The organism is Pseudomonas sp. R1-18 (assembly GCF_051132095.1).
Lineage (GTDB): Bacteria > Pseudomonadota > Gammaproteobacteria > Pseudomonadales > Pseudomonadaceae > Aquipseudomonas.
Genome location: NZ_CP071658.1, coordinates 1298885 through 1314023 on the forward strand (window position 1 = coordinate 1298885; position 15139 = coordinate 1314023).

A 15139-nucleotide genomic window follows, 5' to 3' on the forward strand; every position below is an offset into this window, starting at 1 on the left:
AGGCAATAAAAAACCCATCTTCGGATGGGTTTTTTTATGCCCGCAAATTATTCGACGCGCGTCTCGCCGCTGAACACCAGCGTCTGGCGGCAGCTCCTGCACAGGTAGCGCCGACCCTTGCGGACCATGTTGTGGCGTTGAGGCGAAAACGGAAAATCGCTGCCGGCGCAAGGGCAGCGGTAAATGTAGCGGGTCACGGAGCGACGCTTGACCTCGTAGCTGTGGCAGCGGTTGGGCGGCAGCTCGTAGACACCGCGCATGATCAGCTGCCATTCCTCGCCATGAGGCTGAATGTTGCCGCCGAACAGCTGGTGGGCCACCAGATGGGCGACTTCATGGGGCACGGTCTGACGCAGGAAATCTTCGGTGTTTTCGCGGTACAGCTGCGGGTTGAAGCGCAACAGATTCTCATGCAGATGCGCGACCCCGGCTTTCTGACCGCGCAGCTTGAAGCTGACGACCGGTCGCTTGAAAGGGCGTTTGAAGAAGGCTTCGGCTTGTTGGTAACAGGTTTCGACGCGGGAATTGAGTTGCTCGGGCATGCTTCGTGGGTCTCCAGGTGTGCCCAGTATGCCGTAATGCGCACGCTGGCTGAAAACCCCGGCCGCCAAGTGGTCGTCTGTAAACGCGGGCCGCCTTGTGGCGCGGCCCGGTCGCCACGGGTCAGTTGGTGTATTCCGGGCCTACGCCGATACCCCACAGCACCACGGTGAACGCCATGATCGCCACCAGCACGACCAGCCCTACGGCAAGCACCGAACTGGAAAACATGAAGCCTTCTTCGGAAGGAATGCTCATGAAAGTCGGCAGGCCGACGTACAGCAGGTAAACGGTGTAGCACACGGCCGCCGTGCCAATCAGCATCCCCAGCCACAGGTGCGGATACAGCGCCGCCAGTCCGCCGATGAACAACGGCGTGGCGGTGTAGGTGGCAAAGGCTATGCACTGCGCCAGCGTGGGGCTGGCGTCGTAGGTACGCGCCATCCAGTGGATGAAACTGCCCATGACCGCCACGCCCGCCAGCATCGATATGTACGACATCAGTGTCATCCACAGCGCGCTGCCGTGGGTGAGCATCACCGGCGCACGCTCACCGATCACCCAGCCGACCTGAGTAGTCCCGAGGTAGGCCGAAACAGCCGGGACGGCCGCCAGGATCAGCGTGTGCGTGAAGTACATATGGCGGATGGTTTCTTCTTCGCCACGTATCTGTTTCCACTCTCGGTCGGGATGGGTGAACAGTCCCCAAACGTGATGGATCATGCGTCTACTCCTTCAACTCGTGGATGCCAGGGCGTCCGGACATGCCGGAGGGCGGAAGGCCACAAGCCTGAAATCGTCTGACGGGTGCGACCTCATCAAGCAGTATAGGAAGCACAGACCGGGTCAAGCCTCGGGCCTTAGAGCGTTTGGCGATTGGCGACCGCCTGTTAATAGCCTGGGCTATGGCATTGCCGCCGGGCGGGATGTTCACCGGGCGGCGGGTTATGCGTAAAATAGCGGCCTTTTCAGACCGTGTGAGAACGCCGAGCGCAGCAGCTTTCACACCGCCTGTTTCCCGCAGTCATCGTCAACGGATACCACCAGCATCATGGGCACCCTCTCAGTCAATCAGAACAAACTGCAAAAACGCCTGCGTCGTCTGGCCGGCGAAGCGGTGGCCGACTTCAACATGATCGAAGATGGTGACAAGGTAATGGTGTGCCTCTCCGGCGGCAAGGACAGCTACACCATGCTCGATGTGCTGATGCACCTGCAGAAGGTGGCGCCGATCAAGTTCGAGATCGTGGCGGTGAACATGGACCAGAAACAGCCGGGCTTTCCCGAGCATGTGCTGCCGGCATATCTGAAAACCCTGGGCATCGAGTATCACATCGTCGAGAAGGACACCTACTCGGTAGTCAAGGAGCTGGTTCCCGAGGGCAAGACCACTTGTTCGCTGTGCTCGCGCCTGCGCCGCGGCACGCTGTACACCTTCGCCGACGAAATCGGCGCGACCAAGATGGCGCTTGGTCACCACCGCGACGACATCGTCGAAACCTTCTTCCTCAACATGTTCTTCAACGGTTCGCTGAAGGCCATGCCGCCCAAGCTTCGCGCCGACGACGGTCGCAACGTGGTCATCCGTCCGCTGGCGTACTGCCATGAGAAGGACATTCAGGCCTATTCGGATTTCAAGGGTTTTCCGATCATTCCGTGCAACCTGTGCGGCTCGCAGGAAAACCTGCAGCGTCAGGTGGTCAAGGAAATGCTCCACGAGTGGGAGCGCAAGACGCCGGGCCGCACCGAGAGCATCTTCCGCGCCCTGCAGAACGTGCAGCCCTCGCAACTGGCCGACCGCAACCTGTTCGACTTCACCAACCTGCGCATCGACGAAACCGCAGCTTCGCGGTTCGTCAATGTGGTGAATATCTGACGCAGAGCCTCAGTGATTGACCGTGAACGCCAGCATCGCCGACAGCTGACACAACGGTCGACCACTCTGAGCCTGCCACTCGTTGAACACGCCCTGCACGATGGCCTGATCGCGTTTGCTGGTTGGCACGCGGTCGACGATGTTCTGCGCATTGAGCGCCGCCACCACGTCCCAGGTCGGAATGAACGTGTCCTTGCCGACCATGCGCAGAAAGCGCGGCGCGGACAGCCCACCCATCTGGTTGCCGTGTTTGGCCAGGTACTGCCATAGGCCGGTAATGTCATCCACCGGCCAGTTGGCGATGAACTGCCCGAAGCTGCCGTGCTCGTGCTCGATGTCCAGGATCAACTGGGCGTTGCGCGGCACGCTCTTGAGTTTGCCGAGGTGGCGGATGATGCGGGTGTCCTGCATCAGGCGCTCCAGATGGTCGGCTCCCATCAGCACCACTTTCTCCGGATCGAAACGGAAGAATACTTCCTCGAACGACGGCCATTTGGCGTCCACAAGACTGTGCTTGAGCCCGGCGCGAAACACGCGCAGCGCCAGCGTCGACAGGTAACGGTCGGCGCTGATTGCGCGTAGCTGCTCGGGGGTTTTCGGGGTTGGGAGGCGGGCTTCCAAAGCTTGGGCAGAGCCGAAACGATTGAGGCAATACTCGTTCAGCCATTTGTAGTCGTGCATCGGGTCTCCGTAGGTTCAGGCCGCCAGCGGGCAGTGTGCAGGCTTCAGACCTGCGCGACCTGTACAAGTTTGTTATCCAGCTGCGCGCGCCAGCGCACATACAGCAAGGCGCTGATGAAGACGGCGACGCTGGCGAGCATTTCCAGCACGCCGAACAACCAGCGGTTCGGATCGAAGGCCGCCAGAGCGCCTTTTATGAAGTACAGGTTGATCATGAAACAGACCCAGGAAAGCCCGCGCGGATGGCCCCGGATCACTCCTGGGGTCAGCAACAGCAGCGGCAGCAGCTCGATCGCGAGGATGACGCCCGGACGGGCGCCATGCAGATCGGCAATCGCCAGGTAATACACTGACAGCAGCGTGATCGTGCCGAAAAAACACACCAGACTCGCAGCGCGGCTGATGCGCACCCGCGGTTCAAGCCACTCCCTTGGCGGCAACGCTTTGGGCTTCCTAGCCACGCTCGGGCTCCAGCTTCAATGCGGTCCTGGCCAGGCGCTGGCCGAGCGCGCGACACAGTTCGGTTTCATGCCGGTCCAGTGGCCGCTTGCCATCGGCACCGGCGTGGTGGCTGGCGCCGTAGGGCGTGCCGCCACCAGTGGTTTCAAGCAGTGCGCCTTCGCTGTATGGCAGGCCCATGATCAGCATGCCGTGGTGCAGCAGCGGCAACAGCATCGACATCAGCGTGGTTTCCTGGCCGCCATGCAGGCTGGCGGTAGAAGTGAAGACGCTGGCGGGCTTGCCGACCAGAGCGCCGGTCAGCCACAGGTTGCTGGTGCCATCGAGGAAATACTTGAGCGGCGCGGCCATGTTGCCGAAGCGCGTCGGGCTGCCCAGCGCCAGACCGGAGCAGTTCTTCAAGTCGTCGAGGCTGGCGTACAGCGCGCCGTCCTCGGGGATGCCTGGCGCGGTGGCTTCACAGTCGGCGGAAATCGCCGGTACGGTGCGCAGTTTCGCTTCCATGCCGCCCATTTCGATGCCGCGGGCGATCTGCCGGGCCATCTCGGAGGTCGAGCCGTTGCGGCTGTAATACAGAACCAGAATGTAAGGTGTGCTCACGGCAATAACTCCAGAACGTTTTCCGGTGGACGACCGATGACGGCTTTATCGCCTGCCACCAGAATCGGGCGCTCGATCAGCTTGGGATGAGCGACCATCGCAGCGATCAATTGCTCGTCGGTGAGGCTCTGATCGGCAAGGTTCAGCTGCTTGTAGGCATCTTCCCCAGTGCGCAACAGTTGCCGCGCACCCATGCCGAGTTTACTCAGCACATCACGCAGCTGTGCGGCGTCGGGCGGCGTTTCCAGGTAAAGAACCACTTCGGGAGCCAGGCCGCGAGCCTGCAGCAGTTCCAGCGCGCTACGAGACTTGGAGCAGCGCGGGTTGTGATAAAGCATCAGATCGGACATTTGCTGGTCGCTCTTGCCTAGGGTGGCGCGTATTCTACCTGCGCGGTGGCACCATTCGACATATAGGGTGGTCATTAGTCGCAGCAAGGGTCATAAGTAACCGGACAAAAAGGTCGATGAAGGAAGCACACATGGTGAGGCGAATGGCAGCGGCAGCGGCGCTTATCGGCAGTCTGTTGCTCAGCGGGTGTGGCGTGGATCTGGGCGTTGATCAGAACGGCCAGAAGGTTGCCGCCGAACGTATCGACGGCCACTGGCTGGTCGTCAACTACTGGGCCGAATGGTGCGGCCCGTGCCGGGTCGAGATCCCGCAATTCAACACGCTGGCCGAGCAGCTCAAGGACAAGAAGGTCACGGTGCTGGGCGTCAACTTCGACAACCTGCAGGGCGACGAGCTGAAGAACGCCGCCAATGCGCTGGGCATCAAGTTCACCGTGCTGGCCCAGGACCCCGCCGAGCATTACAGCCTGCCGCCATCGGAAGCGCTGCCGGTGACCTACATCATCGACGACAAGGGCAAGGTGCGCGAGCAACTGCTCGGCGAACAGACCATCGAAAGCGTGACGGCCAAGCTTGAGGCGTTGCGCGGGAAGGGGTAATGGTCGCCCCCCTCGCCAGCAAGCTGGCTCCTACAGTAAGCCGCACCGCGACCGTGTGGGAGCCAGCTTGCTGGCGAGGGGGGCTGAACTACCTTTTGCGAATGTACCGACCCGGGCTGTCAGTTTTCTTCCGGCCAGAAACGCAGCGGCTTGCCTTCGGCCGGCCAGAGGCGTAGCTGCTCGATAGGGGAAATGTCCCAGCGCTGCACGGTCGGCAGTGCCAGCAGGAAGCGTTGTTCCTGCTCCATCAGCGCCGGAGCGCACAGCTTGCGTGTCTTGCCGACGGGGCCGAAGCTGATGGCATTGCCTTCCAGGGAATACGGCGCAAACCAGTGATTGCAGCCCGCATTGCCGTAGGCGCGACCATCGGCGCCCAGTGTCATGCTCAGGTGGCTGCTGTCGATCAGCGGACGCTCGCCAATCCATTCCAGCACGTAGCCTTGATCCTGTTTCAGAGCCATCGGCTCTGTCGCACAGCCGGTCAGCAGCGCTACCGCTGCCAGACCGGATAAAGCCCGGTATTTCATGCCGCTTGCCCCTGGCACTTCTTGCAGAAGTGCTTCTCGCCTTCGGTTTTCCAGCCCAGTTCGGCAATGCGCGCGGTGGCTGCCGGTTTCTGAGCCTTGACGCCCAGCTTGCTCTCGACCATGAACTCGAAGTTCAGCTCGGCCGCGCAGCTGTCGCAATGCACTTGCCACTGATGGATGGCCAGCTCGTCGAACACCGGTCCCCTGGCCACGGCGACCCACTGGCCGGTCGGGTTGATCAAGTGGCGGACCTTTTCCACATGCAGACGCATGTACAGGCTTTTGCTGCCCTTGATGGTGACCAGCAACTGGTCATCGTTATGGATCGAGCCACCGTTGCCGGTGACCTGGTAACGACCCGGTCCGAGCGTACGGCACTCGATCAGAGTGTGTTGCGGGTTGAGCATGCTGTAGCGAAAATCGTGTTCGACCATGGGTCCTCCAGAATTGCGCGCATCCTATCATGCAGTGCAGCTCCCGATGCAGGGCCCTTGAGGTCAGCCGTCGACCCGATTCTGTGGCGTACCCGCCGCCCAGGCGACGATGTTGTCCAGCGTGGTCTGGGCAATCGCGCCCAGCGCTTCGCGGGTCAGGAACGCCTGGTGAGCGGTGATGACCACGTTGGGAAAGGTCAGCAGACGCGCGAGCACGTCGTCCTGCAGGGGCAAGTCCGAACGGTCGGCAAAGAACAGCTGCGCTTCTTCTTCATAGACATCCAGACCCAGATAGCCGAGCTGCCCGCTTTTCAGGGCGTCGATCAGCGCCGGGGTTTCAACCAGCGCGCCACGTCCGGTGTTGATCAGCATTGCGCCCGGTTGCAGGGTCGCCAGCGACTGGCGGTTGATCATGTAACGGGTCTGCTCGGTCAGCGGGCAATGCAGGCTGATGATCTGCGCCTGCGACAGCACGTCGGGCAAGCTGAGGTACTGCGCGCCGAGCGCCTGCACTTCAGGGTTGGGAAAGGGATCGTAGGCCAGCAGCTTGCAGCCGAATCCGGCCATGATTTTCGCGAAGGTAGCGCCGATCTGCCCGGTGCCGATCACGCCGACAGTCTTGCCCACCAAATCGAAACCGGTCAGGCCGTGCAGGCTGAAGTCACCGTCGCGGGTGCGGTTGTACGCTCGATGCAGGTGGCGGTTGAGCGCCATAATCAGCGCCACGGCGTGCTCGGCCACGGCGTGCGGCGAATACGCCGGAACCCGCACCACGCTCAGCCCCAGCCGCAGGGCGGCGGGCATGTCGACGTGATTGAAACCCGCCGAACGCAGCGCGATCAGTCGGGTGCCGCCTTCTGCCAGCCGCTCCAGCACCGGCGCGCTGAGGTCGTCGTTGATGAACGCGCAGACGACAGGGAATCCTTCCGCCAGCGCGACGGTGTCCAGCGCCAGCCGGGCAGGCTGGAAATGCAGCTCCACGTCAGCGGGAAGACGCGCGGCGAGGAAACTGTCGCGGTCGTAGGTCTGGCTGCTGAAGATCAGGGTTCGCATGGGTGGGTCCTTTAGTAGGGCGTCCGTGGGAGGGGATAGCCTGCCTGTTTTACTGCCGCTTCGCGCCAGATCGCCAGCAAGCTAGCTCCTACAATATCAAGGCGCAGTTCAATATCTTGTGGAGTTCTGAGCGCTCCTACAGTGTTATCAAGCGGTCACGCCGTCACCCGCGCTTCGGCGGCGAGGCGGGTGATGGCTTTGTCGAGGTCCTCCAACGCGTCGTCGGTCCCGGCGGCGTCCTGTTTGAGCAGGGTTTCGGCGCGTTGACAGGCCGCGCGCAGCTGCGGAACGCCGCAGTATCGCGTCGCGCCATGCAGCCGGTGGACGCGTTCGAGCAAGGCTTGTTTGTCCTGGGCGGCGCGGGCCGTGCGAATCGCTTCGCGGTCGGCGTCCAGCGAGGCGAGCAACATCGCCAGCATGTCAGTCGCCAGGTCTGGCTTGCCGGCCGCCAGCCGCAAGCCTTCTTCGTGATCGAGCACCAGCGGGCCAATCCGATTGCCCGCGACTTCACTCGGGCGTTCCGGCGTCGGTGCGCGCAGCGCCAGGCCGGTCCATTTCAGTACCACCTGGGCCAGCTGCCGTTCACTGATCGGCTTGGTCAGGTAGTCGTCCATGCCGCTTTGCAACAGAGAGCGTTTTTCGTTGGCCATGGCATGGGCGGTAAGGGCGACGATGGGCAGCGGCGTGCTGTGGCGGCGATCCTCCCAGATACGGATCGCCTCGGTGGCCTGTCGACCGTCCATCCCCGGCATCTGCACATCCATCAGCACCAGATCGAACACCTGATGCTGCACGGCGAGCACGGCGGACTGTCCGCCATCGACCGCGACCACTTCGGCGCCCATGTCTTCGAGCAGGGTCTGGACCAGCAGCAGGTTGGCCGGGTTGTCGTCGACGCACAACACGCGAGGCGGGCGGCTCGACAACGGCAGGCTGACGTCGCTGCGCACCGACTTGGGGGCGATCAGTTCGGTCAGCGCGGCATGCAGTTTGCGGGTGCAGGCCGGCTTGGCGTGGAGCTGGCTGTAGACGTTCGGCACCGACAACTGAAACAGCGCCTGCTCGGTGGTCGGACACAGCACCAGCACCTTGCAGTCGAGGTTTTCCAGATCCCAGATGTGCTGGCGTAAACGCTCCGGCGGAATTTCGCTGGCCGTGACGCCCAGCACCGCCAGCTGGATGGCGGTCGGCGTCTGATGCGCTGCCGTCACGCCATTGAGCAAATTCTCCAGATTGTTGAACACCAGGGTTTCCAGCCCGCAGTCTTCCAACTGATGCTCAAGCGCCTGGCGTGCCAGATCATGGTGTTCGAGCACGGCGGCGCGCAGGCCTTCGAGCGGCAGATTAGGCACATCGTCGCGTTCATCGTGAGCCTTGGGCAGGTTCAGGCTGATCCAGAACTCGGAACCCTGACCCGGCGCGCTCTCGACACCGATCTCGCCGCCCATCTGCTCGACCAGACGTTTGGAAATCACCAGCCCAAGCCCCGTGCCGCCGGGCTGGCGTGACAGTGAATTGTCCGCCTGGCTGAAGGCCTGGAACAGCGCCCGAACGTCCTGATTCGACAAGCCGATGCCGGTATCCTGCACGCTGATGCGCAGCTGGGCGTAATCCTTGGTTTCGTCTTCGAGCATGGCCCGCGCGACGATGGTGCCCTCGCGGGTGAACTTGATGGCGTTACTGATGAGGTTGGTCAGAATCTGCTTGAGGCGCAGCGGGTCGCCGGTCAGCGCCAGAGGCGTGTCGCGATAGACCAGGCTGACCAGCTCCAGCTGTTTGGCGTGCGCGGCGGGCGCAAGAATGGTCAGCGTGTCCTGCAACAGGTCGCGCAGGTTGAACGGGATGTTATCGAGCACCAGCTTGCCGGCCTCGATCTTAGAGAAGTCGAGGATTTCGTTGATGATGCTCAGCAGGCTGTCGGCGGATTTCTCGATGGTGCCCAGATAATCAAGCTGGCGCGGGGAAAGCTCGCTTTTCTGTAACAGGTGGGTGAAACCCAGGATGCCGTTGAGCGGTGTGCGAATTTCATGGCTCATGTTGGCAAGAAATTCGGACTTGATGCGGCTGGCTTCAAGCGCTTCCTTGCGGGCCATGTCCAGCTCGATGTTCTGGATTTCGATGGTCTCCAGATTCTGGCGCACGTCTTCGGTCGCCTGCTCGATGCTGTGCTGCAATTCTTCCTGGGCGTTCTGCAACGACGCGGCCATGCGATTGATGCCCGACGCCAGTTGGTCCAGCTCGCGGCTGCCCAGCGGAGGCAAGCGGGTTTCGAGGTTGCCGTCCTTGAGCTGCGACACCGCTTGCCGAATGAGGCTCAACGGTTCGTTGATCGTGCGGCCCATGCGCACCGCCAGTATCGCGGTAAAAGCCAGGCCGGTGGCGATCAGCAGCAGGCTGGCGAACAGCGTGCGGTAGCCGCGCAGCAAAGTGCCGTTGTGGGAAATTTCCAGATCGACCCAGCCCAGCAGCGTATTGGCTTCGTCAGGCATGATCGGGCCGGTCAAGTGGCGCTGATGGCCGAATACCGGAAGCAGGTAACGTGTCGCATCGTTGCCGGAGCTGCTGAGCAGCTGTGAACCGCTGCCGATGGGCGAGGGGCTGACCATGCTCGGCCCGGCGTGGGCAAGGACGCTGCGGTCGGTATCGAGAAAGGCCACCGCGCGCACGTCCGCCTGTTCCAGCGTCTGCGCGGCAATTCGGCTGAGCAGGATCTTGTTCTTGCCGCCCAGCGCCGAAGCTGAAAGTGGCGCCAGCTCCTGGGCAATCATCTCGCCACGCTGCAACAGCTGGCCTTGCAGTTCGGACAGCTGCGTCCAGGTGAAATAGCTGCCCAGCACAAGAGCCATGAGGCTGGCCGGCAAAATAGTCAGCAACAGCACACGGCCTTTGATTCCCAGCTTGTCGAGCACGCTTCGTTCTCCTGCAACCCCGTGGCTCATTCATCCGCGTCAGGCTGAATGCGGGCCTGACCGTCGATGAGGATAGGGCGCAGTGTAGCCATTCCGGCTCACAAAGGGGCAGATCACCGGCTTATGCACTTTGGGCATAAGCTGCGCACTTTGCGTGATATGGGCTTGGGGCGTTTGCCGGTATGATAGGCGCCCCCGCAGACTGGACCGCGAATAACGCCATGACCCTGCAGTATCCGACTATTGCCGATTGCATCGGCAACACCCCGCTCGTGCGCCTGCAGCGCATGGGGGGAAATACCAGCAATACTCTCCTGCTCAAGCTCGAAGGTAACAATCCGGCCGGCTCGGTGAAAGACCGCCCGGCGCTGTCGATGATCACCCGCGCGGAACTGCGCGGCCAGATCCATCCCGGCGATACGCTGATTGAAGCCACATCCGGCAACACCGGTATCGCGCTGGCCATGGCGGCTGCAATCAAGGGGTATCGCATGATCCTGATCATGCCTGACAACTCCAGCGCCGAGCGCAAGGCGGCGATGACCGCCTATGGCGCCGAGCTGATTCTGGTCAGCAAGGAAGAGGGCATGGAAGGCGCGCGTGATCTGGCCGAGCGCATGCAGAGCGAAGGTCGCGGCAAGGTGCTCGATCAGTTCGCCAATGGCGACAATCCGGAGGCGCATTACACCTCCACCGGTCCTGAAATCTGGCGGCAGACCCAGGGCACCGTCACCCATTTCGTCAGCTCGATGGGCACCACCGGCACCATCATGGGCACTTCGCGTTATTTGAAGGAGCAGAACCCCGACGTGCAGATCGTCGGTCTGCAACCGATGGAAGGTGCGTCGATCCCCGGCATTCGCCGTTGGCCGATCGAATACCTGCCGCGCATCTATCAGGCCGACCGTGTCGATCGCGTGCTTGATATGGGCCAGACCGAAGCCGAAGACACCATGCGCCGCCTTGCCCGTGAAGAGGGTATTTTCTGCGGCGTGTCCTCGGGTGGTTCGGTGGCGGGCATGCTGCGTCTGTCCCGCGAAGTCGAGAACGCCGTGATCGTCGCCATCATTTGTGACCGAGGCGACCGTTACCTGTCGACCGGCGTCTACGACGCACCCAACTGATGGCCAAGCATGAACGAGGGCTGCGCTTTCAGCCCGCCGGTGGCGTCAAGACGGCACAGATCCCGACCGGCAAGAAGCAACGCCTGACCATCGAGCGTTTGTCCAATGATGGCCGTGGTATTGCCTTCTTTGAGGGAAAGACCTGGTTCGTGACCGGTGCTCTGGCGGGCGAGGAAGTCGAGGCTCGCGTGCTCAACGCGCGCGGCAAGGTCGTGGAAGCCCGCACCGAACGCGTCCTGCAGGCCAGCGCCATGCGCCGCCCGCCGGCGTGCGTGCATTTCGGCAGCTGCGGCGGTTGCAGCGTGCAGCACATGCCCCATGACGAACAGCTTGCCCTTAAACAGCGCATGCTCGCCGAGCAGTTGCAGCGTGTGGCCAGTGTCGAGCCCGAGCAATGGGCCGCGCCGCTGACCGGTCCCGAACTGGGCTACCGCCGCCGCGCGCGGGTCGCCGTGCGCTGGGACGTCAAGGCCAAGCGGCTGGACGTCGGTTTCCGGGCGATTGCCAGTCAGGACATCATCGCCATCGAACAATGCCCTGTGCTGGTACAGGCCTTGCAGCCGATTATGACGGCGCTGCCCGGAATGCTGAAAAACTTCAGCAAACCGCAGGTGCTCGGTCATGTGGAGCTGTTCAGCGGGACCTCGACCGCCGTGCTGCTGCGCCATGTGGCGCCGCTCGCGGAGGCGGACCTGGCGCTGCTTCAGGACTTCTGCGCCGCTCATGACGCGCAACTCTGGCTGCATGGCGAAGGCGAGCCCCGGCCGGCAGATCCGGACCGGACGCTGGGCTATCGCCTGGCGCCGTGGAATCTGGAGCTGGCCTGGCGGCCGGGAGATTTCATTCAGGTCAACGCGGCGGTCAACGACGCGATGATCGAACAGGCGCTGCAATGGCTGGCGCCGACAGCCGAGGAGCGGGTCATGGACCTGTTCTGCGGTCTGGGTAATTTTGCCCTGCCGTTGGCCCGGTTGGCCCGCGAAGTGGTGGCGGTGGAAGGTGTTGCGACCATGGTCGAGCGTGCCACGGCCAACGCAATGAGCAATGATCTTCATAACGTGCGGTTTTTTCAGGCGGACCTGTCCCAGCCGTTGACGCAAGCGGACTGGGCCGCCGAAGGGTTTAGTGCGGTACTCTTGGACCCGCCGCGTGACGGGGCTCTGGAAGTGGTTCGCCAGATCGGGAAGTCAGGCGCCAGACGGCTGCTTTATGTTTCATGCAACCCGGCAACTTTGGCTCGTGACACGGTCGAATTGGTCAATCAGGGCTACCGATTAAAACGTGCCGGAATTCTCGATATGTTTCCTCAGACGGCGCATGTCGAGGCGATGGCTTTATTTGAAATGAGTAAGTGAGCAGCGCTTCATTGGATCGAATCCGCCGCTGACAAGGAGTCTCATTTAATCCGACTGGCCCGCGAATGCCGGTCCTTGCTGGCCCGGCAAGTGGCATTCGCTAGGCTCGTACGGAATGTTTTCGCGCGATGGCCAGACAAGGCGAAATGGGGCGAGGAAGCGGAGTGTACTGGGGTACATGAGCATTCCGAGCCCGATTCAACGCAGTATGGGCGAGCGAGACGACATTTCGTACAGAGCCTGAGAAGGCCGGCGACTGATGGCGCTATTCATCGCGCCTTAGGGAAGGTAAGCAACATGGTACAGGTGAGAGCACACCAGCCGATAAACACAGACGGCAGTATCAACCTCGACGCGTGGCTTGATCACATAGTCAGCGTCGACCTGGTCCTGGACCGGGAGGCCATGAAAGAGGCCTGCGAATTCGCCCGGCAAGCCGAACAGACGGACAACGCCGGCAAGAGTCATTGGGCGGAGGGGACGTCCAGCTTCCAGACCGGTCTGGAAATCGCGGAAATCCTCGCTGACCTCAAGCTGGACCAGGACTCGCTGGTCGCGGCCGTCATCTACCGTGGCGTGCGCGAAGGGCGCATTGCCCTGGCGGATGTCGAGCAGCGCTTCGGCGCCACCGTTGCCAAGCTGATCGACGGCGTGCTGCGCATGGCCGCCATCAGCGCCAGCCTCAGCCCGCGCCAGTCACTGGTGCTGGGCAGTCAGGCGCAGGTGGAAAACCTGCGCAAGATGCTGGTGGCGATGGTCGACGACGTGCGCGTGGCGCTGATCAAGCTGGCGGAGCGGACCTGCGCGATTCGGGCGGTGAAGAATGCCCACGATGAAAAGCGCAATCGCGTGGCGCGGGAAGTCTTCGATATCTACGCGCCGTTGGCTCACCGCCTTGGCATCGGGCATATCAAGTGGGAGCTGGAGGACCTGTCCTTCCGCTATCTGGAGCCCGATCAATACAAGCAGATCGCCAAGTTGCTGCATGAGCGTCGCCTCGACCGCGAGCGTTTCATCAGTGACGTGATGTCTCAGCTGGACCATGAGCTGCAGGCCACGGGCGTCAAGGCCGACATCAGCGGCCGGGCCAAACACATCTATTCCATCTGGCGCAAAATGCAGCGCAAGGGTCTGGCGTTCAGTCAGATCTATGACGTGCGCGCGGTCCGTGTACTGGTCCCGGAAATGCGCGATTGCTACACCGCGCTCGGCATCGTCCACACCCTGTGGCGGCATATTCCCAAGGAGTTTGACGACTACATCGCCAACCCCAAGGAAAACGGCTATCGCTCGCTGCATACCGCTGTCATCGGGCCGGAAGGCAAGGTGCTGGAAGTCCAGATCCGCACCCATGCCATGCATGAGGAAGCCGAGCTGGGCGTCTGTGCGCACTGGCGCTACAAGGGCACCGACGTCAAATCCGGCTCCAATCATTACGAAGAGAAGATTTCCTGGCTGCGGCAGGTGCTGGAATGGCACGAAGAGCTGGGTGATATCGGCGGTCTGGCCGAGCAGCTGCGGGTCGATATCGAACCGGACCGGGTCTACGTGTTCACGCCCGACGGTCATGCCATCGATCTGCCCAAAGGCGCCACACCGCTGGACTTCGCTTATCGGGTTCACACCGAGATCGGCCACAACTGCCGGGGCGCGAAGATCAACGGCCGGATTGTGCCGCTCAACTACAGCCTGCAGACCGGCGAGCAGGTCGAGATCATCACCAGCAAGCACGGCACGCCGAGCCGCGACTGGTTGAACTCCAACCTGGGATACATCACCACTTCCAGGGCACGGGCCAAGATCGTTCACTGGTTCAAGCTGCAGGCCCGCGATCAGAACGTCGCAGCCGGCAAAAGCCTGCTCGAACGCGAACTGGCACGGGTCGCGCTGCCGCAGGTCGACTTCGAGAAGCTGGCCGACAAGGCCAACTACAAGACGGCTGAAGACCTGTTCGCCGCGCTGGGCGCAGGCGACCTGCGCCTGACGCAACTGGTGAATCTGGCCCAGCAGCAAGTCGAGCCGGACCGCCTTAACGAGGTCGAGCTGATCCCGCGCAAGGCGACCGGCTACAAGCCGGGCAAGCGCGGCGATATCCAGATCCAGGGCGTGGGCAACCTCATGACCCAGATCGCCGGCTGCTGCCAGCCGCTGCCGGGTGACGCGATTGTCGGCTATATCACGCAAGGGCGCGGGGTGACCATCCACCGCCAGGACTGCGCGTCGGTGTTGCAGTTGGGCGGGCGCGAGCCGGAGCGGATCATCCAGGTCAGCTGGGGGCCGGCGCCGGTGCTCACTTACCCGGTGGACATCATCATCCGTGCCTACGACCGTTCCGGGCTGTTGCGTGACGTCACCCAGGTACTGCTCAACGAGCGGATCAACGTTCTGGCGGTCAACACCCGCTCGAACAAGGAAGACAACACCGCACTCATGTCGCTGACCATCGAGATCCCGGGCCTTGATGCGCTGGGCCGGTTGCTGGGCCGTATCTCCCAGTTGCCGAACATCATCGAAACGCGGCGTAACAGAACGCCTTGAGAGCGACTTTGTAGGAGCGGACTTGTCCGCGAAGACGTCTGTCCATACGACGCATTTGTACTGGATGTACCGGCCTCTTCGCGGACAAGTCCGC

General features: G+C 62.2%; 15 protein-coding genes. 5 read left to right on the forward strand and 10 right to left on the reverse strand.

Going from position 1 to position 15139, the window contains the following annotated elements:
* Positions 1 to 47: 47 nt before the first annotated feature.
* Both J3P77_RS05990 and J3P77_RS05995 read right to left on the reverse strand, forming a co-directional pair.
* On the reverse strand, positions 48 to 542 hold the full coding sequence (locus J3P77_RS05990) for a SprT family zinc-dependent metalloprotease (RefSeq protein ID WP_434680313.1): 495 nt from the start codon (positions 540 to 542) through the stop codon (positions 48 to 50).
* Between the two features lie 121 nt (positions 543 to 663).
* On the reverse strand, positions 664 to 1263 hold the full coding sequence (locus J3P77_RS05995) for a Yip1 family protein (RefSeq protein WP_434680315.1): 600 nt from the start codon (positions 1261 to 1263) through the stop codon (positions 664 to 666).
* Between the two features lie 328 nt (positions 1264 to 1591).
* Between J3P77_RS05995 and ttcA the strand changes: the two genes are divergently transcribed.
* Complete coding sequence (gene ttcA / locus J3P77_RS06000; RefSeq protein WP_434680317.1) at positions 1592 to 2416, forward strand: tRNA 2-thiocytidine(32) synthetase TtcA; 825 nt, start codon at positions 1592 to 1594, stop codon at positions 2414 to 2416.
* Between the two features lie 9 nt (positions 2417 to 2425).
* Here the strand turns inward: ttcA and J3P77_RS06005 are convergent, their stop codons facing one another.
* From J3P77_RS06005 to arsC, 4 genes are read right to left on the reverse strand one after another with little or no spacing between them, the layout of a single operon-like run.
* Positions 2426 to 3097: a DNA-3-methyladenine glycosylase I gene (locus J3P77_RS06005; protein ID WP_434680320.1), complete on the reverse strand. Its 672-nt coding sequence runs from the start codon at positions 3095 to 3097 to the stop codon at positions 2426 to 2428.
* A gap of 44 nt (positions 3098 to 3141) precedes the next feature.
* Positions 3142 to 3558, reverse strand: coding sequence for a DUF2069 domain-containing protein (locus J3P77_RS06010; protein WP_434680322.1), 417 nt, complete (start codon positions 3556 to 3558; stop codon positions 3142 to 3144).
* Positions 3551 to 4156: an NAD(P)H:quinone oxidoreductase gene (wrbA, locus tag J3P77_RS06015; protein ID WP_434680324.1), complete on the reverse strand. Its 606-nt coding sequence runs from the start codon at positions 4154 to 4156 to the stop codon at positions 3551 to 3553. Before wrbA ends, J3P77_RS06010 begins: the two co-directional genes overlap by 8 nt.
* The gene (gene arsC, locus J3P77_RS06020) at positions 4153 to 4506 is read right to left on the reverse strand and encodes an arsenate reductase (glutaredoxin) (protein WP_434680327.1); all 354 of its coding nucleotides are present in this window, start codon (positions 4504 to 4506) and stop codon (positions 4153 to 4155) included. Before arsC ends, wrbA begins: the two co-directional genes overlap by 4 nt.
* 131 nt (positions 4507 to 4637) lie before the next feature.
* Here arsC and J3P77_RS06025 point away from each other — a divergent pair, with 131 nt between their 5' ends.
* Entirely contained in the window at positions 4638 to 5105 is a 468-nt protein-coding gene (locus tag J3P77_RS06025) for a TlpA family protein disulfide reductase (protein WP_434680330.1), read from the forward strand.
* A 119-nt stretch (positions 5106 to 5224) separates the two neighbouring features.
* Here J3P77_RS06025 and J3P77_RS06030 read toward each other — a convergent pair whose 3' ends face one another.
* From J3P77_RS06030 to J3P77_RS06045, 4 genes are all read right to left on the reverse strand, one after another.
* Positions 5225 to 5632 carry an META domain-containing protein gene (locus J3P77_RS06030; protein ID WP_434680332.1) on the reverse strand — a complete coding sequence of 136 codons (408 nt, stop codon included), beginning with the start codon at positions 5630 to 5632 and terminating at the stop codon, positions 5225 to 5227.
* Positions 5629 to 6066 carry a hypothetical protein gene (locus J3P77_RS06035; RefSeq protein ID WP_434680334.1) on the reverse strand — a complete coding sequence of 146 codons (438 nt, stop codon included), beginning with the start codon at positions 6064 to 6066 and terminating at the stop codon, positions 5629 to 5631. The genes J3P77_RS06030 and J3P77_RS06035 overlap by 4 nt, the downstream gene beginning before the upstream one ends.
* 63 nt (positions 6067 to 6129) lie before the next feature.
* The gene (locus J3P77_RS06040; RefSeq protein ID WP_434680336.1) at positions 6130 to 7119 is read right to left on the reverse strand and encodes a 2-hydroxyacid dehydrogenase; all 990 of its coding nucleotides are present in this window, start codon (positions 7117 to 7119) and stop codon (positions 6130 to 6132) included.
* Positions 7120 to 7274: 155 nt separating this feature from the next.
* Positions 7275 to 10028, reverse strand: a complete 2754-nt coding sequence (locus tag J3P77_RS06045; protein WP_434680339.1) for an ATP-binding protein — start codon at positions 10026 to 10028, stop codon at positions 7275 to 7277.
* 221 nt (positions 10029 to 10249) lie between these two features.
* On the opposite strand from J3P77_RS06045, the gene cysM reads away from it, so the two are divergent.
* The 3 genes from cysM (at position 10250) to relA (ending at position 15045) form a co-directional block, all read left to right on the forward strand.
* Positions 10250 to 11152, forward strand: coding sequence for a cysteine synthase CysM (cysM, locus tag J3P77_RS06050; RefSeq protein WP_434680342.1), 903 nt, complete (start codon positions 10250 to 10252; stop codon positions 11150 to 11152).
* Positions 11152 to 12507 carry a 23S rRNA (uracil(1939)-C(5))-methyltransferase RlmD gene (gene rlmD, locus J3P77_RS06055; protein WP_434680344.1) on the forward strand — a complete coding sequence of 452 codons (1356 nt, stop codon included), beginning with the start codon at positions 11152 to 11154 and terminating at the stop codon, positions 12505 to 12507. Before cysM ends, rlmD begins: the two co-directional genes overlap by 1 nt.
* A gap of 297 nt (positions 12508 to 12804) precedes the next feature.
* On the forward strand, positions 12805 to 15045 hold the full coding sequence (relA, locus tag J3P77_RS06060) for a GTP diphosphokinase (RefSeq protein WP_434680346.1): 2241 nt from the start codon (positions 12805 to 12807) through the stop codon (positions 15043 to 15045).
* Positions 15046 to 15139 lie beyond the last annotated feature (94 nt).